Source organism: Pseudomonas sp. FBF18, assembly GCF_024261405.1.
Taxonomy (GTDB): Bacteria; Pseudomonadota; Gammaproteobacteria; order Pseudomonadales; family Pseudomonadaceae; genus Aquipseudomonas; species Aquipseudomonas palmensis.
This window is the reverse complement of sequence record NZ_QKRS01000002.1, coordinates 369917-389042: the sequence shown is the minus strand read 5'-3', so window position 1 is coordinate 389042 and position 19126 is coordinate 369917. Positions and strand designations below refer to the sequence as shown.

Sequence of the window (19126 nt, the reverse complement as noted above, 5' to 3'; positions counted from 1 at the left end):
CGCATGCCTACGCGTCGCCGTTTTCTCGCCACCAGTGCTGCCCTGGCCGCTGGCCTGGGGCTGCTGCTGAGCCGCCCGCACGCCCTGGCGCAGCCCCACACGGCGCTGCTCGAGCGCAAGGTGCCGTCCACCGGCGAGGCCTTGCCGGTGATCGGCGCCGGCACCTCGGGCAGTTTCGAGGTGACGGCAGGTTCCCCCGAGTACCAGCAGCTCAAAGCGGTGCTGCAGGTGTTCTTCGACGGTGGCGGCCGGGTCATCGATACCTCGCCCAACTATGGCGGCGCCGACGCGATACTGGGCCAGTTGCTGGAGGAGGGCGGTTGGCGCGAGCGCACCTTCCTGGCCACCAAGATCGCCGCCGACAGCCAGGCTGCGGCGCAGGCGCAATGGGCCCAGACGCTGCGCAGCCTGCGCACCGACAAGGTCGATCTGCTGCAGGTGCACAACCTGCGCGACTGGCAGCGTCAACTGCCCTACGCCCGTGAACTCAAGGCCCAGGGCAAGACCCGTTACGTGGGCGTTACCCATTACACCGATGGCGGGCTGGACGAACTGGAGCGCATCCTGCGCCGCGAGCCGCTGGACTTCATCCAGATCCACTATTCGGTGAATGCGCCTGGCGCCGCGCGCACGGTGCTGCCGCTGGCACAGGACAAGGGCGTGGCGGTGCTGATCAACCGCGCCTTCGACGATGGCAGGCTGTTTGCCAGGGTCAAGGGCCAGCCGTTGCCGGGCTGGGCCAGCGAAGCCGGCATTGGCAGCTGGGCGCAGCTGTTTCTCAAATTTGCCCTCAGTCACCCGGCAGTGACGACCGTGATCCCGGCCACCAGCCGCCCGGACCGTCAACGCGACCAGCTCAAGGCCGGCAGTGGCGCGTTGCTCGACACGGCCCGGCAGCAGGCGCTGATCAAGATGTTCGGCTGATGCGCCTGCTGGGCCGGCTGTTCACCTTTCACGACGACGAAACCCCGGCGGTGGTGGGCGGCCTTGCGCTGTTCTTCCTGCTGTTCGCCGGCTATTTCATGCTGCGCCCGGTACGCGAGACCATGGGGGTGGCCGGCGGCGTCGACAACCTGCAATGGCTGTTCACCGGCACCTTCATCGTCACCTTGCTGGCATTGCCGCTGTTCGGCTGGGTGGTGGCGCGGGCCCGGCGGCGCAGGATCCTGCCCTGGACCTACGGCTTTCTGGCAAGCAACCTGCTGGCCTTCGCCCTGGTGTTCGCGGTGCAGCCCGACAACCTGTGGGTGGCCCGGGCGTTCTACATCTGGCTGTCGGTGTTCAACCTGCTGAGCATCTCGCTGGCCTGGAGCGTACTGGCCGACCTGTTCAGCAACGAGCAGGCCAAGCGCCTGTTCGGGTTGCTGGCAGCCGGTGCGAGCCTGGGCGGGCTGGTGGGGCCGATACTGGGTACCCTGCTGGTGGGCGTGGTCGGGCATGCCGGGCTGGTGCTGCTGGCCACGCTGTTTCTGCTGGGCAGCATCGGCGCGGCAACCTACCTGCAGCGCTGGCGCGACCGTGCGCCCTTGCCGGCGGAGGCCGAACACCCGCGCTCCCGGCCGCTGGGCGGCAACCCGTTCGCTGGGGCCGGCGAGGTGCTGCGCTCGCCCTACCTGTTGATGCTGGCGCTGTTCGTGGTGCTGCTGGCCAGCATCAGCACCTTCCTGTACTTCGAGCAGGCGCGGTTGGTGGCACAGACCTTTACCGACCGCACCCGCCAGACCCAGGTGTTCGGCCTGATCGACACCGTGGTGCAGGCGCTGGCGATCCTCACCCAGTTGTTTTTCACAGGGCGGATCGCGCGGCGCATGGGGGTGGGCGTGTTGCTGGTGGCGGTGCCGCTGGTGATGGTGGCCGGCTTCCTGTGGCTGGCCCTGGCCCCGGTGTTCGCGGTGTTCGTGGTGGTGATGGTGGTGCGCCGTGCGGGGGAGTATGCGCTGGTGCGGCCGGGGCGCGAGATGCTGTACACCGTGCTGCCGGCCGAGCAGAAGTACCGCGCCAAGAACTTCATCGACACGGTGGTCTATCGCGGTGGCGATGCGCTCAGTGGTTGGGTCAAGCGCGGGCTGGATGTGCTGGGTGAGCACCCGCAACTGGCGATGCTGATCGGGGCGGGGATTGCGCTGGGGTGGGCGGCTACCGGGGGCTGGCTGGGCAGACGGCAGCGGCGATTGGAGCAACGCAATTGAACGGTGTTGGCCTTCGCCGGCAAGGCCGGCGCCTACAGGGGGTTGCGCTGTTCACAGAACCCCGTAGCAGCCGGCCTTGCCGTGCAGTCAGTCGAGCACTGCCACCGGTTCCGGGTTGCGGCTCACCCACCAGCCAAACCCGGCGGCGGTAAAGAACATGATCAGGCTGTACAGCGCCGCCGGAATGGCCATGGTCGAGTTGTTGAGCAGGGTCGGGCTCAGCGCCAGTGCAATCGCCAGCGTACCGTTGTGGATGCCGATCTCCATGCCGATGGCGATGGCCTGGCGCTTCGGAATCTTCAGTATCCGCGGCACATAGTAGCCCAGCCCCAGGCTCACCAGGTTGAACAACAGCGCGGCTGCGCCTACCAGGGGCGCGTACTCGACCACGGTGGCCCAGTCTTTCATCAGCGCCAGCATCACCGTGCCGGCCAGAAACAGCGCCGCCACCAGCTTCATCGGTTTCTCCATGCGCGCCGCGAAGGCCGGGGTCAGGCGCCGCACCAGCATGCCCAGCGCCACCGGCACCAGCACGATGGCAAACACCTGCAGCACCTTGGCGAACTGCAGCGGGATGGCCTGGTCGGCGCTCATGAAGTAGCTCAGCGACAGGTTGACCAGCAGCGGCATGGTCAGGATCGCGATCAGCGAGTTCACCGCCGTCAGCGTGATGTTGAGCGCCACGTCACCGTGCGCCAGGTGGCTGAACAGGTTGGCGGTGGTGCCGCCGGGCGAGGCCGCCAGCAGCATCAGGCCGACCGCCAGGGCCGGTGCCAGGCCAAAACCGTTGGCAATCAGAAAGCAGATGAAGGGCAGCAGCAGGATCTGGCACACCAGGCCGATGACCACCGGCTTGGGGTATTTCACCACCCGGGCGAAGTCGGCCAGGGTCAGCGAAAGCCCCAGGCCGAACATGATGATGCCCAGCGCAACGGGCAGGAAGGCGGTCAGCAATGGCGAAGCGGTCATGGCAGCAACTCGCAGAAAAGAGGTGTCGGCATTCTAGGCCACCAGATCGCCATGTGCTGCTGGGGAGGCCCCGTAGATACAAGTCTTTACGAAAAGGTGCGCAGCGTGCACCGGGGAGGTTGCGCGCACCGTTATGGGGCAAATGCATGCACCGCTCGGGTCGCCCGCCGCGCTCAAGGGGCGTGGCAGAGCGATTCCCGGGCGTTGGGCACAGCCCTTGCTAAAGTCTGTTGAAAGGCCCGGGTACTGGAAGACAGCAGCCAATTAGAAGAAGCCGTTACGAACACGGCGAGGAGTGGGGTATGTCCGGAGCTTTTTTTGACGAAATGTATGCCGCAGGGGGCCAGTGTCGCCCGCATTACCGCGAGTTTGCCCGCTGGCTGGCGGACACGCCGCTGGAACTGCTGGCGCAACGCCGCCGCGAAGCCGACCTGCTGTTCCACCGCGCAGGCATCACCTTCACGCTCTACGGTGACGAGCAGGGCACCGAACGCCTGATCCCGTTCGACATCATTCCGCGCAGCATCAAGGCCAGCGAATGGCAGGTCATCGAGCGTGGCTGCATCCAGCGGGTGCAGGCACTGAACATGTTCCTGGCCGATATCTACCATGAACAGCGCATCCTCAAGGCCGGCATCATCCCGGCCGAGCAGGTGCTGGCCAACGAGGGCTACCAGGTGGCCATGCGTGGCCTGGGGCTGCACCGGGGCCTCTATGCGCATATCGCGGGGGTGGATCTGGTGCGCGATGGCGACGGCAGCTACTACGTGCTCGAGGACAACCTGCGCACCCCCAGCGGCGTGAGCTACATGCTCGAAGACCGCAAGATGATGATGCGCCTGTTCCCCGAGCTGTTCGCCGCCCAGCGCATCGCGCCCATCGACCATTACCCCAACCTGCTGCTCGACACGCTCAGGAGCGCCAGCCCGCTGGACAACCCCACGGTGGTGGTGCTGACCCCGGGGCGCTTCAACAGTGCGTACTTCGAGCATGCGTTCCTGGCCCGCGAAATGGGGGTGGAACTGGTGGAAGGCGCCGACCTGTTCGTGCGTGACGACCGCGTGTTCATGCGCACCACCTGCGGCCCGCAGCCGGTGGACGTGATCTACCGCCGGCTGGATGACGCCTTCCTCGACCCGCTGACCTTCAACCCCGAGTCGATGCTCGGGGTGCCCGGCCTGATTGCCGCCTACCGCCTGGGCAACGTGGTGCTGGCCAATGCGGTCGGCACCGGTGTGGCGGACGACAAGTCGATCTACCCCTACGTGGGCGAGATGATCCGCTTCTACCTGGACGAAGCGCCGATTCTGAAGAACGTGCCCACCTGGCAGTGCCGCAAGCCGGCCGAGCTGTCCCATGTGCTGGCCAACCTGGAGCACCTGGTGGTCAAGGAAACCCAGGGCTCCGGGGGCTACGGCATGCTGGTGGGGCCGGCGTCGACGGCAGCGCAGATCGAAGCATTCCGCCTGCGCCTCAAGGCCCGGCCGCAGGACTACATCGCCCAGCCCACCTTGTGCCTGTCCACCTGCCCGACCTTTGTCGAAAGCGGCATTGCCCCGCGCCATATCGACCTGCGCCCGTTCGTGCTGTCGGGCAGCCAGACCCGCCTGGTGCCCGGCGGCCTCACGCGGGTGGCGCTGCGCGAAGGCTCGCTGGTGGTCAACTCGTCGCAGGGCGGCGGTACCAAGGACACCTGGGTGGTGGAGGACTGAACCATGCTTTCAAGAACCGCTGCAGACCTCTACTGGATGTCGCGTTACCTGGAGCGCGCGGAAAACCTCGCGCGCATGCTCGAAGTGAGCTATTCGCTGTCGCTGATGCCCCAGGCCGGGCGCAGCGACGGCCACGCGGAGCTGGCCATGTCGCTGCTGGCGGCCGGCACGCTGGAAGACTACAAGGCCCGCCACGGCGCGCTCGACACCGAGCACATGCTGCACTTCTTTGCCTTGGACGAGGCCAACCCCGGCAGCATCTACTGCTGCCTGCGTGCGGCGCGCAGCAATGCCCACGCCGTGCGCGGGCGCATCACCGCCGACATGTGGGAGAACATCAATGCCACCTGGCTGGAGATGCGCGCCATTGCCGGCAACGGCCTGGGCCGCTACGGCATCAGCCAGTTCTGCGAATGGGTGCGGGAGCGTTCGCACCTGTTTCGCGGGGCCACCTCGGGCACCATCATGCGCAACGAGGCCTATGGCTTCATTCGCCTGGGCACCTTCATAGAGCGCGCCGACAACACCTTGCGTCTGCTGGATGCGCGCTACGAGATGTTTGGCGAGGAGTCGGAGGAGGTCAGCGACAAGTCGGCCCGTGGCTACTACCAGTGGAGCGCCTTGCTGCGCGCCCTGTCGTCGTTCGAGGCTTTCAACGAGATCTACCGCAACGCACCGAACGCCGAGCAGGTTTCGGAAATGCTGCTGTTGCGCGCCGAGGTGCCGCGCTCGCTGCATGCCTGCATCCAGGAGCTGGACCTTGAACTGTCCAACCTGCCCGGCATCAACGGCCGCCCGGCGCAGCGCCTGGCCGCCGGCCTCAACGCTCGCCTGCGCTACACCGGCATCGACGAGATCCTCGATGCAGGCCTGCACGCCTGGCTGATCGAGTTCATCGATCAGGTCCGCGACCTGGGCCAGGCCATTCACGACGCCTACCTGGAGGTGGTATGAAACTGTCCATTCGCCACGACACCACCTACAGCTATGCCAACGAGGTGTGCACCAGCATCCAGTTCCTGCGCCTCACGCCCCAGGACAGCGAGCGCCAGCGGGTCATCGACTGGCAGGTGGACATGCCGCGCAAGGTGCGCAGCCAGCTCGACCCCTATGGCAACGTGCTGCATGTACTGACCCTGGACGAGCCCCACGGCGAGATCGTGCTGTGCGCCCACGGCCAGGTGGAGATCGACCCCACCCGCGAGGTGGAGCCGGACCTGCAGTCGCCGCTGCCGTTTCTGCGCAGCAGCCCGCTGACCGCCGCCGACGAGGCGCTGCTGGCGTTTGCCGCGCAGCATTGCGGCGAGCGGCGCGACAGGGCGGCGCTGATCGAGCTGATGAATGCGCTGGCCGAGCACATGCCCTACAGCCCCGGCGCGACCGAGGTGGGCACTACCGCGGCCGAGTCGTTCGCCAGGCAGGCGGGGGTTTGCCAGGACCATACCCATGCGTTTCTGGCCTGTGTGCGCAGCCTGGGTATCCCGGCGCGCTATGTGTCGGGCTACCTGTGCACCGAGGACGCCACGCACCTGGCCAGCCATGCCTGGGCCGAAGCCTGGCTGGGGGAGGGCTGGTACAGTTTCGATATCACCAATCGGCTGGCCAGGCCCGAGCGCCACCTGAAGCTGGCGGTGGGGCTGGATTACCTGGATGCGTGCCCGGTGCGCGGAATGCGCCGGGGCGGGGGGATGGAGCACATGCTGGCCAAGGTGCAGGTGGAACTGATGGTGCAGGTGCAGTAGCCAGGCGATGCAAGGTGTCGACGCCATCGCGGGTCAAGCCCGCTCCCACAGGGGCCACGGCAATCCTGTGGGAGCGGGCTTGACCCGCGACGAGGCGCTGCAGATCGAGGGTCAGGCGCGCTCGATGGCCAACGCCACACCCTGCCCACCACCGATGCACAGGGTCGCCAGGCCCTTCTTCGCATCACGCTTGATCATCTCGTGCAGCAACGACACCAGCACCCGGCAACCCGAGGCACCGATCGGGTGGCCCAGGGCAATCGCGCCGCCGTTGACGTTGACCTTGCTCGCGTCCCAGCCCAGCTCCTGGCCCACCGACAACGCCTGGGCCGCGAAGGCTTCGTTGGCTTCGATCAGGTCCAGCTGATCCAGCGACCAGTCGGCCTTCTGCAGGCAGCGACGAGTCGCGCTGACCGGGCCGATACCCATGATCGCCGGGTCCACGCCCGCATTGGCATAGGCCGCAATGCGCGCCAGTACCGGCAGGCCCAGGGCCTTGGCCTTGGCCGCGCTCATCAGCAGCACCGCCGCTGCGCCGTCGTTGAGGCTCGAGGCGTTGCCCGCCGTCACGCTGCCGTCCTTCTTGAACGCCGGCTTGAGCTTGGCCAGCGACTCGGCGGTGGTGCCGGCGCGGGGCTGTTCGTCGGTGGCGAACACCAGCGGCTCACCCTTGCGCTGCGGGATCTGGATCGGGGTGATCTCGTCGGCAAAGCGGCCGGCCTCGATGGCCGCGCAGGCCTTTTGCTGCGAGGCCGCGGCAAAGGCGTCCTGGGCCTCACGGGTGATGGCGTACTTGTCCACCAGGTTCTCGGCGGTGATGCCCATGTGGTAGTCGTTGAAGGCATCCCACAGGCCGTCGCTGATCATGCTGTCGATCATGCTGGCATGGCCCATGCGCAGGCCGGTGCGCGCGGCAGGCAGCACGTAGGGGGCCAGGCTCATGTTCTCCATGCCGCCGGCGATGATCACCTCGGCGTCGCCACAGCGGATCGCCTGGGCGCCCAGGTGCAGGGCCTTGAGGCCCGAGCCGCAGACCTTGTTCAGGGTCAGGGCCGGTACCGCATGGGGCAGGCCGGCCTTGATCGCGGCCTGGCGCGCCGGGTTCTGGCCGCTGCCGGCGGTGAGCACCTGGCCCAGAATCACCTCATCCACTTCGCTGCCGGCCAGCCCGGTCTGCTCCAGCAGGCGGCGGATCACCGCTGCGCCCAGCTCCGGGGCCGGGATGGCGGCCAGCGAACCCTGGAAACTGCCGATGGCGGTACGAGTGGCCGCGACAATGACGACGTCTTGCATGGAATATTCTCCTTGTTAGTGGTCCAGTGGCGTGAGTGTTGCGCCATTACATATATTTGTTAAGTTGATTTTTGAGATGGATTGATCGATAAACCTCAACAATTCCCCGTTTTGCCGGAGTCAGCATGACCGTCAAGCAGCTGCGTGCCTTCTGGGCAGTGGCCCAGAGCCTGAGTTTTGCGGTGGCTTGCGAGCGTCTGCACCTGTCGCAGTCGGCACTGAGCCTGACCATCAAGTCGCTGGAGGAGGGCCTGGGCGGGCGGCTGTTCACGCGCACCACGCGCAACGTCACGCTGACCCCGGAAGGCGAATCGCTGCTGCCCCTGGCGCGCCGCCTGCTTGCCGACTGGGACAATGCCGAGGACGAGATCCGCCAGCGCTTCACCCTGCAGCGCGGGCGCGTGACCATTGCGGCGATGCCGTCGTTCGCCGGCAACCTGCTGCCGCCCATCCTGAAGAACTTTCGCACCCGCTACCCGAACATCGGGGTCACGGTGAACGACGTGATCAACGAACAGGTGCTGGAGATGGTGCGTGACCGCCAGGTGGAGCTGGGGGTGGCGTTCGAACCGTTCGAAGGCTCGTCGCTGGTGTTCTCGCCCCTGTACGTCGACCGGTTCACTGCCGTGGTGCCGCTGGATTCGCCCCTGGCCGCGCTGGATGAAATCGACTGGCAGACCTTGCTGCAGCAGCCGTTCATTACCTTGCAACGGCCCTCGAACGTGCGCGTGATGCTCGAAGAGCACCTCAAGGCGCGCGGCATGAAGCTGGCGGTGGAGTTCGAGAGCCATCAACTGGTGACAGTGGGTCGCATGGTGGCCAGCGGGCTTGGGGTCAGCGCGGTGCCGGCCCTGTGCGCCGGCCAGATGCACGAGCTGGGCGCGCGCTGCATCACCCTGCGCGACCCGGTGGAACGTGCCATCGGGGTGCTGAGCAAGCCGGGCCACGAACTGTCGGCTGCGGCCCAGGCGTTGTTCGACAGCCTGCATGAACAGCAGGCCGAGGCCAGGCGCTAGACGGCGGCGAGCAGGCTGCGCAGGGGCACCTTGTTCTTCATCACCGGCGACTTGATCACGATGTAGCTGAAGTACTTCTCGATGCCGATGTTCTGGTCGAGGATGGTTTCCATCAGCTCCTGGTAATGCTGGATGCTGCTGGTCAGAAAGCGCACCAGGTAGTCATAGCCACCGCTGATCAGGTGGCATTCGAGCACTTCGTCGATGTTGCGAATGCTCGATTCGAATTTCTGAAAGTCGGAGCGTTTGTGGTCGCTCAGTGTGACTTCGGTGAAGATGGTTACCGAGTTGGCGAACTTGGCCAGGTTCAGGTGGGCTTCGTAGCCGCTGATATAGCCTGCCGCCTCGAGTCGCTTGACCCGTTGCAGGCACGGGCTGGGCGACAGCCCCACGGCTTCGGCCAGGCTGACGTTGGTCATGCGGCCGTCTTTCTGCAACTGGACCAGGATGTTGATATCGATCCGATCGAGCTTGGTTGCCGCTTCCATTCCTGACTCCTGAAATGCGGGATGACAAAAAAACACACTTTCACCCACGGGGCCTTCGCTGGCAAGGCCGCTCCCGGCGGGAGCCGGCATTGCCAGCGAAGGTGGCGCCGCAGAGGGGGCGGATTACGCCGTAGCGCGGGTCAACGCCTGGTCGAGCATGCGCAGCGCTTCGGAAATCTGCGCCTCGGTGGTCACCAGCGGTGCCAGGAAGCGCACCACGTTGCGGTACACGCCGCACTTGATCACCAGCAGGCCGGCTTCACGGGCCTGGTCGATGATGGCCTGGGCCAGGTTCGCGTCCGGGGTCTGCGCGGCGTCGTCGGCCACGATCTCGATGGCCTGCATGAAGCCCAGGCCACGCACGTCGCCGATGCACGGGTAGCGGTTCTGCAGGGCCAGCAGGCCTTCACGCAGTTGCACTGCACGCTGCTCGCCCTGGGCCAGCAGGTCTTCTTCCTCGAACAGGTCCATCACCGCCAGTGCAGCCGCGCAGGCCACGGCGTTGCCGCCGTAGGTGCCGCCCAGGCCGCCCGGGGTCGGCGCGTCCATGATCTCGGCACGCCCCACCACACCCGACAGCGGCATGCCGCCGGCCAGGCTCTTGGCCACGGTCACCAGGTCAGGCTGGATGCCCGAGTGCTGGAAGCCGAACGGCTTGCCGGTACGCCCGAAGCCTGCCTGGATCTCGTCCAGGATCAGCACGATGCCGTGGCGCGTGCAGCGTTCGCGCAGGGCACGCAGGAAGGCATCGGGGGCACGCAGGAAGCCGCCATCGCCTTGCACCGGCTCGATCAGGATGGCCGCCACGCGGTCGGGGGCCACGTCGGTGGCGAACAGGTGGTCGAGTTCGGCCAGGGCGTCGTCACTGCTCACGCCGCGGTATTCGTTGGGGTAGGTGGCGTGATAGATCTCGGCCGGGAACGGGCCGAAGTTCTGCTTGTACGGCTGGCTCATGCCGGTCAGGGTGACGCCCAGCAGGGTGCGCCCGTGGAAGCCGCCGCGGAACGAGATCACCGCCGGGCGGTTGGTGTAGCCACGGGCGATCTTGATGGCGTTCTCCACCGCTTCGGCGCCGGAGGTGAACAGCACGCTCTTGTAGGCTTCGCCGCCACCGACCATGGCGTTCAGGCGCGCTGCCACGTCGATGTACGACGCATAGGCCACCACCTGGAAGCTGGCATGGGAGATCTCGCCCACCTGGCGGCGCACGGCCTCGACCACACGCGGGTGGTTGTGGCCGACGTTGAGCACGCCGATGCCGCCGACGAAGTCCAGGTAGCGCTTGCCGTCCACGTCCCACAGCTCCGAACCCTGGGCGTGGCTGACCACGATCGGGTGGGCGGTGGCGATGCCGCGGGGTACGTGCTGCTCGCGCAGGGCCAGCAGGCGTTGATTTTCAGTCAGTGCAGAATTCATGGTGCAGCTCCATTAACTAACGATGGTGTCAGGGGTTCGGGAACGCAGATATTCAGTCGAGGCCGCCCATGTGCCAGGCCTTGATTTCGAGGAACTCGTCCAGGCCGTACTTGGAGCCTTCACGGCCGGTACCGGACTGTTTCATGCCGCCGAACGGGGCCACTTCCATGGAGATGATCCCGGTGTTCAGGCCGACCATGCCGAACTCCAGGCGCTCGCCCACACGCCAGGCGCGGCGCATGTCCTGGGTGAAGTAGTAGGCGCCCAGGCCGAACGGGGTAGCGTTGGCGATGGCCAGGGCCTCGGCTTCGTCCTTGAAACGGAACAGCGGGGCAACCGGGCCGAAGGTCTCTTCGGTGGCCAGCAGCATGTCGGTGGTGGCGTCCAGCAGCACGGTCGGCTGCACGAACAGGCCGGTGTCGTCAGGCATGCCGCCAATCGAGATGCTGGCGCCTTTTTCCACCGCATCGCCGATGTGGCTGGCTACTTTGGCGACGGCGGCGGCGTTGATCAGCGGGCCGATGGTCACGTTCTCGCCCAGGCCGTCACCCACCTTCAGCTCGGCCACTGCAGCCCGCAGGCGCTCGGCGAAGCGGTCGTAGATGCCGTCCTGCACCAGAATGCGGTTGGCGCACACGCAGGTCTGCCCGGCGTTGCGGAACTTGCTCAGCATCACCCCGGCAATCGCCAGGTCGAGGTCGGCGTCGTCGAACACGATGAACGGCGCGTTGCCACCCAGCTCCAGGCTCAGGCGCTTGAGGGTGTCGGCGCACTGGCTCATCAGCAGCTTGCCGATGCGCGTGGAGCCGGTGAACGACAACTTGCGCACGGCCTGGTTGGCGGTCACTTCGCTGCCGATGCCGGCAGGCAGGCCGGTGAGCACGTTGAACACCCCGGCCGGGATGCCGGCACGATCTGCCAGTACCGCCAGGGCCAGGGCCGACAGCGGGGTCATCTCGGACGGCTTGACCAGCACGGTGCAGCCGGCGGCCAGGGCCGGCGCGCATTTGCGCGTGATCATCGCGTTGGGGAAGTTCCACGGGGTGATGGCCGCCACCACGCCGATCGGCTGCTTGAGCACCAGGATGCGGCGGTCGTTGGTGGGCGCGGGGATGGTGTCGCCGTAGATGCGACGGGCCTCTTCGGCAAACCATTTGACGAAGCTGGCGCCGTAGCCGATTTCGCCGCGCGACTCGCTCAGGGGCTTGCCTTGTTCGGCGGTCATGATCAGCGCCAGGTCTTCCTGGTTTTCCAGGATCAGGCTGTACCAGGCTTCCAGGTGACGTGCGCGGGTGGCGGCGGGGACTTCGCGCCAGCTTTCGAAACGGGCCTGGGCGGCCTCGATGGCGCGTCGCGTCTCGGCGGCGCCGAGGGCTGGGACCCGGGCGATTTCGCTGCCGTCGGCGGGGTTGATCACGGCAATCGTTTCGCCGTTGTCGGCATCGATCCAGCTGCCATTGACGTAAGCGCGTTCGACAAGCAGCGAGGGGTCACGCAGTGTGCTTTTCAACATGGAGAGGGTGCCTTCTACGGGTCCGGTGAATGGCACGATTGTAAGAACAGGCACGCAGTGACCGATGCCGAGATGGCCGCTCGGGCCAGGCATAAATGCCGTATTGAGGAGGTTGGCAGCACACTATGCTGCGGGGGTGGTCGAGGTGTCTCCAGCGCCGGTCAAGCCCGCTCCCGCAAGGCCACTGACGGCCTGCTGGAGCGGGCCTGGCCCGCCACCGGGCGGTACAGGCAGCAGATTGTTTGTCAGGCGTCGTTCTGCAGGCGGTACATCTCGGTCGCCACCTGCAGCTGAAAGCGCGCCTGCGGGTTCTCCATCGACAGCTGCAGCAGCTCTTCGATGCGCTCCACGCGGTAGCGTAATGTGCTGATGTGGATGTCCAGGCAGCGGGCGCTGCTGGCCAGCTGAAAGCCTTCGCTGGCAAGGGTGCACAGGGTTTCCATGAGCATGGCGCCGTTCTTGTGCCGGGTCAGCGGGGTCACCAGGCGCTCCAGCAGCATGCGCCGTGCATCGTCGTCGCCCATCAGCGCCCGCGGAAACAGCACTTCGTCAAACCCATGCAGCTTGCCCGGGCGCAGCAGCGGCAGCAGGGTGGCCACATCCCCGGCGCCCTGGGCCATGCCTGCCACGCCCCGGTGCACGCGGCTGGCGGCCATGGCGCCGCCGTCCAGTCGAATATGCTTCCAGATCGACTCGGGCATCACATCGGCCGGCACGATCAGGCTGATCTGGTTCAACGACACCGACAGCAGGGGCGCGATTCCCAACCCCTGCATGATCTCGGTGATGCGCTCGGCCTGCTCCTTGCGCCGCTGGAAGCCCTCGCGGCTGAGGGGAATCGGCTCGTCCAGCAACACCAGGCACACGCGGTAGTCGCGGGTATGACACCAGCCGGACACCAGCGCACGTTCGATGGCGCGTGGCGTTTCGGGGAACTTGCCTTCCAGCAGCCCTGCCACCAGGGCATGGCCCAGGCGGTTTTCCTGGTCCAGCAATTCGCGTTGATGGGACAGCTGCAGGGCGGCGATCAGCGCAGCATGTTCCACTGCGCGGCAGTGCAGCTCCTCGAAGCTGTCCCGCTGGCCCTTGAGCCAGACCACCCCGACCCGCTCGCCCTGCAGGCGGATGGGGCAGCCCAGGCGAAACGCGCCGGCATCGGCGTCCAGCTCCAGCACTTGCGGCTCGACCCCCTGCAGCAGGTTGGCCTGTTCGTTCAGGTGGCGAATCACGGCAAGCTCCACGGCGTCATTGGCCGGCTCGCTGGCCCCCAGCACACTGCCGGAGCTGGCCACGATCAGCGCCGGCAGTTCCAGGGCGCTGGTGAGGGCGCTGGCCAGGCTCTGCAGGTTGTCGGCCTCGATGGCAGCGCGGGTGAGCATGCGGTGGATAAGGTCGGAGCGACGGATGATGCGGGTCTGGAAGTTGATGATCTGTTCGAGAACCTGCTGGGTGATGTCGCTGAAGGCGACTTCCCAGGGCAGTTCCAGCAAAGGGAAACAGCAGCGGTCGGCCTCTTCGATGGCCGCCTGGGGGAAGTGTTCGTGAAAGTGCGGGACTGCCATCACGACCCCGGCCAGGCCCAGCTCGGCCAGCCGGCGAACCATGTCGCGGCATTTTTGCGGGTCTTGCGGCCAGTTGTAGCCGGTGGTCAGCAGCAGGTCGCCCTTTTTCAGCCAGTTGAAGATGTCGGGGTGATCGACGATATGCACCCACGCCAGGTCGCGGTCCAGGCATTGCCTGCCCGCGACCACGGTGGCCTGGCTGAGGGAGGTCTGTTCCAGGGCTGTGGCGAGTTTCATGTGCAATCCACGATCCAGACACGATAGAGGATCGCAGTCTAGCGGACTGGACATGGCTGCGGGGAGGGCCCTGGACAGGAGAATAGAACCTGTGCGCTGATCATCCATGAGGCGCACAGGGAGGGGAAATCAGGACTTGCTAGCCCAGGCGTTGAACTTCTGTTCAAGCGTTTCTGCGTTCTCGAGCCAGAACTCGACGTTTACCCGCAGTGCATTCTTCTGGTTCTCTGCCGCGGTGGGCAGGTCGTCAGCCAGCGACTTGTCGAGCATTTCGGCGGCCTTGGTGTTGGACGGGCCGTAGGCCATCTGCTCGGTGTAGAGCTTCTGCTGCTCAGGCTGCATGGCGAACTTGATGAAGTCGTAGGCCTTGTCCAGGTTCTTGGTGCCGCGCGGGATGGCCCACTCGTCGAACTGGTACAGGTTCTGGTTCCAGACGATCTTCAGGTTGCTGCCGCTCTGCTGTGCAGCGTGGATGCGGCCGTTGTACGAGGACGCCATCACCACATCGCCAGCCACCAGGTACTGCGGCGGCTGTGCACCGGCTTCCCACCACTGGATGTACGGCTTGATCTCGTCCAGTTTCTTGAAGGCGCGGTCCACACCTTCTTTGGTGCTGAGCAGCTTGTAGACTTCGGCAGGCGGCACGCCGTCGGCCATCAGGGCGAATTCCAGCGAGCCACGGGCAGATTTGCGCAGGCTGCGCTTGCCCGGGAATTTCTTCACGTCCCAGAAGTCGGCCCAGCCGGTAGGGGCGACTTTCAGTTTGTCGGCGTTGTAGGCCAGCACGTTGGACCACACGAAGATACCGACGCCACAGCCGTCGTCACTCTTGGTGCCTTCGATCCAGTCGCCCGGCGTGCCGAGGCGTTCGTAGTCGAGTTTTTCGAACAGACCTTCTTCACAGCCACGGGCACGGTCGGTGTCTTCGGTATCGAGCACGTCCCAGGTCACGGTCTTGGTGTCGTTCATGGCGATGAGCTTGGAGATTTCACCGTTCCACTCGCCAGCGATCACCTGGGTCTTGGTCTTTTCTTCGTAGGGCTTGTAGAACGCGGTGACCTGCGCGGCCTTGCTCGCGCCACCATAGGAGATCACCGTGAGCTTGTCGGCAAAGGCACTGTTGGCCAGCATCAGGCCACCGAGCACGGTGAGGGTGAAGAGTTTTTTCGACATTCGAACGCTCCAATCAAGACTGTTATTTCGAGTTATGTTTGGCAGTTGCAAGCGGGCGCAAAATAGATGAAAGGTGCTGATTTTTATAGTGGCAAGGTGCCTGCTGTGTTTGAGAGTGAGTTGAGGCTAATGGATAAGCGCTGCCATGGGTATCTATTAAACGCAGGATAAGCCTATTTTTTTATCCTGCGCTTTATAGGAAGGTGCTTCGTACTTTAGTGGCGATCGAACCATACGGTCTGCGCGTTGCAGAACTCGCGAACGCCGAAGTGCGAGAGTTCGCGGCCAAAGCCGCTCTTCTTCACCCCACCGAAGGTCACGCGCGGATCACTGGCGCTGTAGCCGTTGATGAACACGCCGCCGCACTCCAGTTCGTCGGCCAGTTGTCGGGCCAGTGCCGCATCCCGGGTGTACACGGTCGAGGTCAGGCCGAATTCGCTGTCGTTGGCCAGCTGCAGGGCGTGGCGCGCATCCCGGGCAGTGATGATCGAGGCCACCGGGCCGAACAGCTCCTGGCGGAACGAGGTCATCTGGTCGGTGACGTCGGCCAGTACCGTGGGCGCGTAGTAGTTGCCCGGGCCTTCGACCTTGTGCCCGCCCAGCAGCAGCGTGGCGCCTTCGGCCAGGGTGGCCTGGACCTGCTGGTCGAGCTCGTCGCGCAGGTCATGACGCGCCATCGGCCCCAGGTAGGTGTCGGCCAGCAACGGGTCGCCCATCACCAGCGCGCGGGTTTTCTCGACGAACTTGCGGGTGAATGCCTCGACCACGCCGGCTTCGACGATCAGCCGCTTGGCTGCCGCGCACACCTGGCCGGTGTTCTGGTAGCGGCCGATCACGGCAGCCTGTACGGCGGCATCCAGGTCGGCATCGTTCAACACGATGAACGGGTCGGAGCCGCCCAGTTCCAGTACGCATTTTTTCAGCGCGGCACCGGCCTGGGCACCGATGGCGGCACCGGCACGCACGCTGCCGGTAAGGGTCACGGCGACGATGCGCGGGTCGACGATGGCCCTGGATACGCCCTCAGGCGTCACGTTGAGCACCTCGAACACACCTTCGGGGAATTCGGCCTGCTGGAACGCATCGCGCAGCAGGTAGGCCGAGCCCATCACATTGGGCGCGTGCTTGAGCACGTAGGTGTTGCCGGCGATCAGCGCGGGTACCGCACCGCGCAGCACTTGCCACAGCGGGAAGTTCCACGGCATCACCGCCAGGATCGGGCCCAGTGGGCGGTATTCGATGTGGGCCTTGGCGTCGGGTACCTGGGTTGGCTCGGGGGCCAGCATGGCCGGCCCGTTCTCGGCGTACCACTCGCACAGCTGGGCGCACTTTTCCACTTCGCCGCGGGCCTGGGCCGCAGGCTTGCCCATTTCCAGGGTAATCATCCGCGCCATGGCCTGGGCGTTGTCGCGCAGCACACCGGCCAGTTTCACCAGCAGGGCCGAGCGGGTGGCCAGCGGGGTACGCCGCCAGCCGGCAAACCCGGCAGCGGCGCGGCCCAAGGCGGCGTCCATCAGTGCGTCGGTTTCATAGGCGTAGTGGCCGATGCGTTCACCGGTGGCCGGGTTGATCGAGAGGGCATGGGTGTGGCTGGTTATGTCGGTCATGGCGGGCGTTCCTGTCAGAAGGGAAACAGGGGCCCAGCGTAATGCCGTGCTAATCTTTCGAAAACTGAATAATAAAAACGGTTTCTTTCACGTTTGGAGAATGTTTTTGGACCTGGTACAGCTTGAGATCTTCACCGCCGTGGCCGAGCACGGCAGCATCAGCGCAGCCGCCCAGCACATCCACCGTGTGCCGTCGAACCTGACCACGCGGATCAAGCAGCTGGAAGCCGACCTGGGGGTGGAGCTGTTCATTCGTGAAAAGCTGCGCCTGCGCCTCTCGCCGGCCGGCTGGACCTTCCTGGAGTACGCCAAGCGCATCCTGGCCTTGGTGCAGGAGGCCCGACTGACCGTGGCGGGGGAGGAACCCCAGGGGGCGTTCTCGCTGGGCTCGCTGGAAAGTACCGCAGCGGTGCGCATCCCCGCGTTGCTGGCGGCCTACAACCAGCAGTACGCCAAGGTCGAGCTGGACCTCTCCACCGGGCCGTCGGGCACCATGATCGAGGGCGTGCTGTCGGGACGCCTGGCGGCGGCCTTCGTCGACGGCCCGGTGCTGCACCCCTCGCTGGAGGGCGTGCCGGTGTTCGAGGAGGAGATGGTCATCATCGCGCCGCTCAACCATGCGCCGATTCACCGTGGCCAGGACGTCAACGGGCAGAGCATCTATGCGTTCCGGGCCAACTGTTCGTACCGCCATCATTTCGAGCGCTGGTTCACCCAGGATGCCGCCGTGCCGGGCAAGATCTTCGAACTGGAGAGCTACCACGGCATGCTCGCCTGCGTGAGCGCAGGGGCGGGGCTGGCGCTGATGCCACGCAGCATGCTCGAGAGCATGCCGGGGTGCGCCACGGTCAGCGTGTGGCCGATGTCGCAACGTTTTCGCTACCTGCGCACCTGGCTGGTATGGCGCAGCGGCACGGTATCGCGCAGCCTGGCGATGTTCGTGAAACTGCTGGAGGAGCGGGGCGCGGTGCTCCAATAGTGCGGCGTGGCGCCACTGCGGTCTGGCGGTTATCGCACTTTTTGCGTTTTTTCGGCTCTATTCATCGCCAGGCCGCGTCGATCCCCGACGCGGCCCGTGAATTCAGACCCCGGTGCCGATGGTTTATCCGCTTTGCGTTCCACCCCAGCGCGTGCTGCGCCGGCTGTTGCTGGCGGGCACGCTGATGGCCTGCGCCGCTGGCTGTACCCAGCAGCAGGGGCGCGATATCGCCACCCAGCTGGGCAACGGCCGGCCCCAGGAACTGTTCCAGACCAGCGTCGATCGCATGGCCACGCTGTCGATGCAGGACAACCTGCAGAGCCTGTACCTGTTGATGAGCAAGCTGTACCTGCGCAACCCCAACCAGTGGCGCGAATCGGGCTTTCTCGATGCTGCCAGTGCCGAGCGGCAGATCCGCCAGGCCATCGAGCAGCGCCAGGCCTTGCCGCAGCTGGGCGAGCGCCGCGACCTGGCGGCACTGAGCTATGCCCTGAGCCCGGAGTTCAGGGGCGACCGCGTTGGCGCGTTCATCTACGCCATCGGCAGCATGCTGGTGACCGCCCATGGCGGGCGTACCGAATTCTTCATCACCGACACCATCGACCCGCAGTTCGTCAGCAACGCAGCGCGCAACATCGAGAAGGCCACCTGGCTGCTGAGCCAGCGCCAGGATGCCAATGGCGTGCTGTTGCTGTTCTCCAACGAAATCTCCGAGGCGGGCAGCAACCTGAGCTTTGCCGTGGAGTTCGGCAAGATCGTCGCGCGCCTGGACCTGCTGACCCAGATGCTCGACGAGCGCTACCGGCGCATCGGCCTGAACTATGCGCAGAGCCTGTTGCTGATGAACTTTCTGCCGGTGCAGTGAGGTGTCTGCCTGGCGCCTTTGGGCGCAGATTCACTGAACCATCGCGGCGTCGCCTGACCTAACGCAATACCATTCGGGAGATGACGCATGCAAAACAACGGTTATATCTGGATCACATTGGCGGTAATCCTGGCCCTGGTGGAACTGTGGGCCATCAAGAGCATCATCGGCAGCAAGAGCAAGGCCGACCGCAAGATGTTGTGGATCGTGCTGGTGGTATTCGTGCCGCTGGTCGGCCTGATCGTGTGGGGCGTGGCGGGGCCCAAGGCGATCAACAACAACGCGGCCTCTCGCAACGGCTGACTCAACGGCGCAAATTGAGCTTCGGATTGCTGGCTGACATGGCCATTTGACACCCCTCCATT

At 65.5% G+C, this 19126-nt stretch carries 17 protein-coding genes; 9 read left to right on the top strand and 8 right to left on the bottom strand.

The window, feature by feature from the left end:
- Positions 1-3: 3 nt before the first annotated feature.
- Both DN387_RS05500 and DN387_RS05495 read left to right on the top strand, forming a co-directional pair.
- Positions 4-924 (top strand): aldo/keto reductase, encoded by a 921-nt coding sequence (locus DN387_RS05500; RefSeq protein ID WP_043860616.1) that lies wholly within the window; start codon positions 4-6, stop codon positions 922-924.
- A complete protein-coding gene (locus tag DN387_RS05495; RefSeq protein ID WP_054914466.1) occupies positions 924-2189 on the top strand; it encodes an NTP/NDP exchange transporter in 1266 nt (421 codons plus the stop codon). Before DN387_RS05500 ends, DN387_RS05495 begins: the two co-directional genes overlap by 1 nt.
- Positions 2190-2276: 87 nt before the next feature.
- On the opposite strand, the gene DN387_RS05490 is transcribed toward DN387_RS05495, so the two are convergent.
- On the bottom strand, positions 2277-3158 hold the full coding sequence (locus DN387_RS05490; RefSeq protein ID WP_054914467.1) for a bile acid:sodium symporter family protein: 882 nt from the start codon (positions 3156-3158) through the stop codon (positions 2277-2279).
- A 302-nt stretch (positions 3159-3460) separates the two neighbouring features.
- Here DN387_RS05490 and DN387_RS05485 point away from each other — a divergent pair, with 302 nt between their 5' ends.
- Genes DN387_RS05485 through DN387_RS05475 form a run of 3 tightly spaced genes read left to right on the top strand, consistent with a single transcriptional unit; the run spans position 3461 to position 6612 of the window.
- A complete protein-coding gene (locus tag DN387_RS05485) occupies positions 3461-4870 on the top strand; it encodes a circularly permuted type 2 ATP-grasp protein (RefSeq protein ID WP_043861213.1) in 1410 nt (469 codons plus the stop codon).
- A 3-nt stretch (positions 4871-4873) separates the two neighbouring features.
- Positions 4874-5824 (top strand): alpha-E domain-containing protein, encoded by a 951-nt coding sequence (locus DN387_RS05480; protein ID WP_043861214.1) that lies wholly within the window; start codon positions 4874-4876, stop codon positions 5822-5824.
- Positions 5821-6612 (top strand): transglutaminase family protein, encoded by a 792-nt coding sequence (locus DN387_RS05475; RefSeq protein WP_054914468.1) that lies wholly within the window; start codon positions 5821-5823, stop codon positions 6610-6612. The genes DN387_RS05480 and DN387_RS05475 overlap by 4 nt, the downstream gene beginning before the upstream one ends.
- A gap of 111 nt (positions 6613-6723) precedes the next feature.
- Here DN387_RS05475 and DN387_RS05470 read toward each other — a convergent pair whose 3' ends face one another.
- Complete coding sequence (locus DN387_RS05470; RefSeq protein ID WP_043861216.1) at positions 6724-7905, bottom strand: acetyl-CoA C-acetyltransferase; 1182 nt, start codon at positions 7903-7905, stop codon at positions 6724-6726.
- A gap of 125 nt (positions 7906-8030) precedes the next feature.
- Here DN387_RS05470 and DN387_RS05465 point away from each other — a divergent pair, with 125 nt between their 5' ends.
- A complete protein-coding gene (locus DN387_RS05465) occupies positions 8031-8921 on the top strand; it encodes a LysR family transcriptional regulator (RefSeq protein WP_043861217.1) in 891 nt (296 codons plus the stop codon).
- Here the strand turns inward: DN387_RS05465 and DN387_RS05460 are convergent.
- The 6 genes from DN387_RS05460 to DN387_RS05435 form a co-directional block, all read right to left on the bottom strand.
- Positions 8918-9409 carry an Lrp/AsnC family transcriptional regulator gene (locus DN387_RS05460; RefSeq protein WP_043861218.1) on the bottom strand — a complete coding sequence of 164 codons (492 nt, stop codon included), beginning with the start codon at positions 9407-9409 and terminating at the stop codon, positions 8918-8920. The two genes, DN387_RS05465 and DN387_RS05460, sit on opposite strands and share 4 nt — an antisense overlap.
- A 123-nt stretch (positions 9410-9532) precedes the next feature.
- Positions 9533-10825: a 4-aminobutyrate--2-oxoglutarate transaminase gene (gene gabT / locus DN387_RS05455; protein WP_043861219.1), complete on the bottom strand. Its 1293-nt coding sequence runs from the start codon at positions 10823-10825 to the stop codon at positions 9533-9535.
- A 52-nt stretch (positions 10826-10877) separates the two neighbouring features.
- Complete coding sequence (locus DN387_RS05450; protein WP_054914469.1) at positions 10878-12338, bottom strand: NAD-dependent succinate-semialdehyde dehydrogenase; 1461 nt, start codon at positions 12336-12338, stop codon at positions 10878-10880.
- Positions 12339-12583: 245 nt separating this feature from the next.
- Positions 12584-14137, bottom strand: a complete 1554-nt coding sequence (locus tag DN387_RS05445; RefSeq protein WP_054914470.1) for a PucR family transcriptional regulator — start codon at positions 14135-14137, stop codon at positions 12584-12586.
- Positions 14138-14266: 129 nt separating this feature from the next.
- Positions 14267-15268 carry a polyamine ABC transporter substrate-binding protein gene (locus DN387_RS05440; RefSeq protein ID WP_229590265.1) on the bottom strand — a complete coding sequence of 334 codons (1002 nt, stop codon included), beginning with the start codon at positions 15266-15268 and terminating at the stop codon, positions 14267-14269.
- Positions 15269-15525: 257 nt separating this feature from the next.
- On the bottom strand, positions 15526-16917 hold the full coding sequence (locus DN387_RS05435) for an aldehyde dehydrogenase family protein (protein ID WP_054914471.1): 1392 nt from the start codon (positions 16915-16917) through the stop codon (positions 15526-15528).
- Between the two features lie 106 nt (positions 16918-17023).
- Here DN387_RS05435 and DN387_RS05430 point away from each other — a divergent pair, with 106 nt between their 5' ends.
- From DN387_RS05430 to DN387_RS05420, 3 genes are all read left to right on the top strand, one after another.
- Positions 17024-17896, top strand: a complete 873-nt coding sequence (locus DN387_RS05430) for a LysR family transcriptional regulator (RefSeq protein ID WP_043861265.1) — start codon at positions 17024-17026, stop codon at positions 17894-17896.
- A gap of 118 nt (positions 17897-18014) precedes the next feature.
- The gene (locus tag DN387_RS05425; RefSeq protein ID WP_043861224.1) at positions 18015-18761 is read left to right on the top strand and encodes a hypothetical protein; all 747 of its coding nucleotides are present in this window, start codon (positions 18015-18017) and stop codon (positions 18759-18761) included.
- Between the two features lie 87 nt (positions 18762-18848).
- Positions 18849-19064 (top strand): PLD nuclease N-terminal domain-containing protein, encoded by a 216-nt coding sequence (locus tag DN387_RS05420; protein ID WP_043861225.1) that lies wholly within the window; start codon positions 18849-18851, stop codon positions 19062-19064.
- Positions 19065-19126 lie beyond the last annotated feature (62 nt).

What these genes read in the sequence shown, in the direction of transcription:
- DN387_RS05500 (WP_043860616.1), top strand. Translation starts at nt 4, where the DNA reads ATGCCTACGCGTCGCCGTTTTCTCGCCACCAGTGCTGCCCTGGCCGCT.
- DN387_RS05495 (WP_054914466.1), top strand. Translation starts at nt 924, where the DNA reads ATGCGCCTGCTGGGCCGGCTGTTCACCTTTCACGACGACGAAACCCCG.
- DN387_RS05490 (WP_054914467.1), bottom strand. Translation starts at nt 3,158, where the DNA reads ATGACCGCTTCGCCATTGCTGACCGCCTTCCTGCCCGTTGCGCTGGGC.
- DN387_RS05485 (WP_043861213.1), top strand. Translation starts at nt 3,461, where the DNA reads ATGTCCGGAGCTTTTTTTGACGAAATGTATGCCGCAGGGGGCCAGTGT.
- DN387_RS05480 (WP_043861214.1), top strand. Translation starts at nt 4,874, where the DNA reads ATGCTTTCAAGAACCGCTGCAGACCTCTACTGGATGTCGCGTTACCTG.
- DN387_RS05475 (WP_054914468.1), top strand. Translation starts at nt 5,821, where the DNA reads ATGAAACTGTCCATTCGCCACGACACCACCTACAGCTATGCCAACGAG.
- DN387_RS05470 (WP_043861216.1), bottom strand. Translation starts at nt 7,905, where the DNA reads ATGCAAGACGTCGTCATTGTCGCGGCCACTCGTACCGCCATCGGCAGT.
- DN387_RS05465 (WP_043861217.1), top strand. Translation starts at nt 8,031, where the DNA reads ATGACCGTCAAGCAGCTGCGTGCCTTCTGGGCAGTGGCCCAGAGCCTG.
- DN387_RS05460 (WP_043861218.1), bottom strand. Translation starts at nt 9,409, where the DNA reads ATGGAAGCGGCAACCAAGCTCGATCGGATCGATATCAACATCCTGGTC.
- gabT (WP_043861219.1), bottom strand. Translation starts at nt 10,825, where the DNA reads ATGAATTCTGCACTGACTGAAAATCAACGCCTGCTGGCCCTGCGCGAG.
- DN387_RS05450 (WP_054914469.1), bottom strand. Translation starts at nt 12,338, where the DNA reads ATGTTGAAAAGCACACTGCGTGACCCCTCGCTGCTTGTCGAACGCGCT.
- DN387_RS05445 (WP_054914470.1), bottom strand. Translation starts at nt 14,137, where the DNA reads ATGAAACTCGCCACAGCCCTGGAACAGACCTCCCTCAGCCAGGCCACC.
- DN387_RS05440 (WP_229590265.1), bottom strand. Translation starts at nt 15,268, where the DNA reads ATGCTGGCCAACAGTGCCTTTGCCGACAAGCTCACGGTGATCTCCTAT.
- DN387_RS05435 (WP_054914471.1), bottom strand. Translation starts at nt 16,917, where the DNA reads ATGACCGACATAACCAGCCACACCCATGCCCTCTCGATCAACCCGGCC.
- DN387_RS05425 (WP_043861224.1), top strand. Translation starts at nt 18,015, where the DNA reads ATGGTTTATCCGCTTTGCGTTCCACCCCAGCGCGTGCTGCGCCGGCTG.
- DN387_RS05420 (WP_043861225.1), top strand. Translation starts at nt 18,849, where the DNA reads ATGCAAAACAACGGTTATATCTGGATCACATTGGCGGTAATCCTGGCC.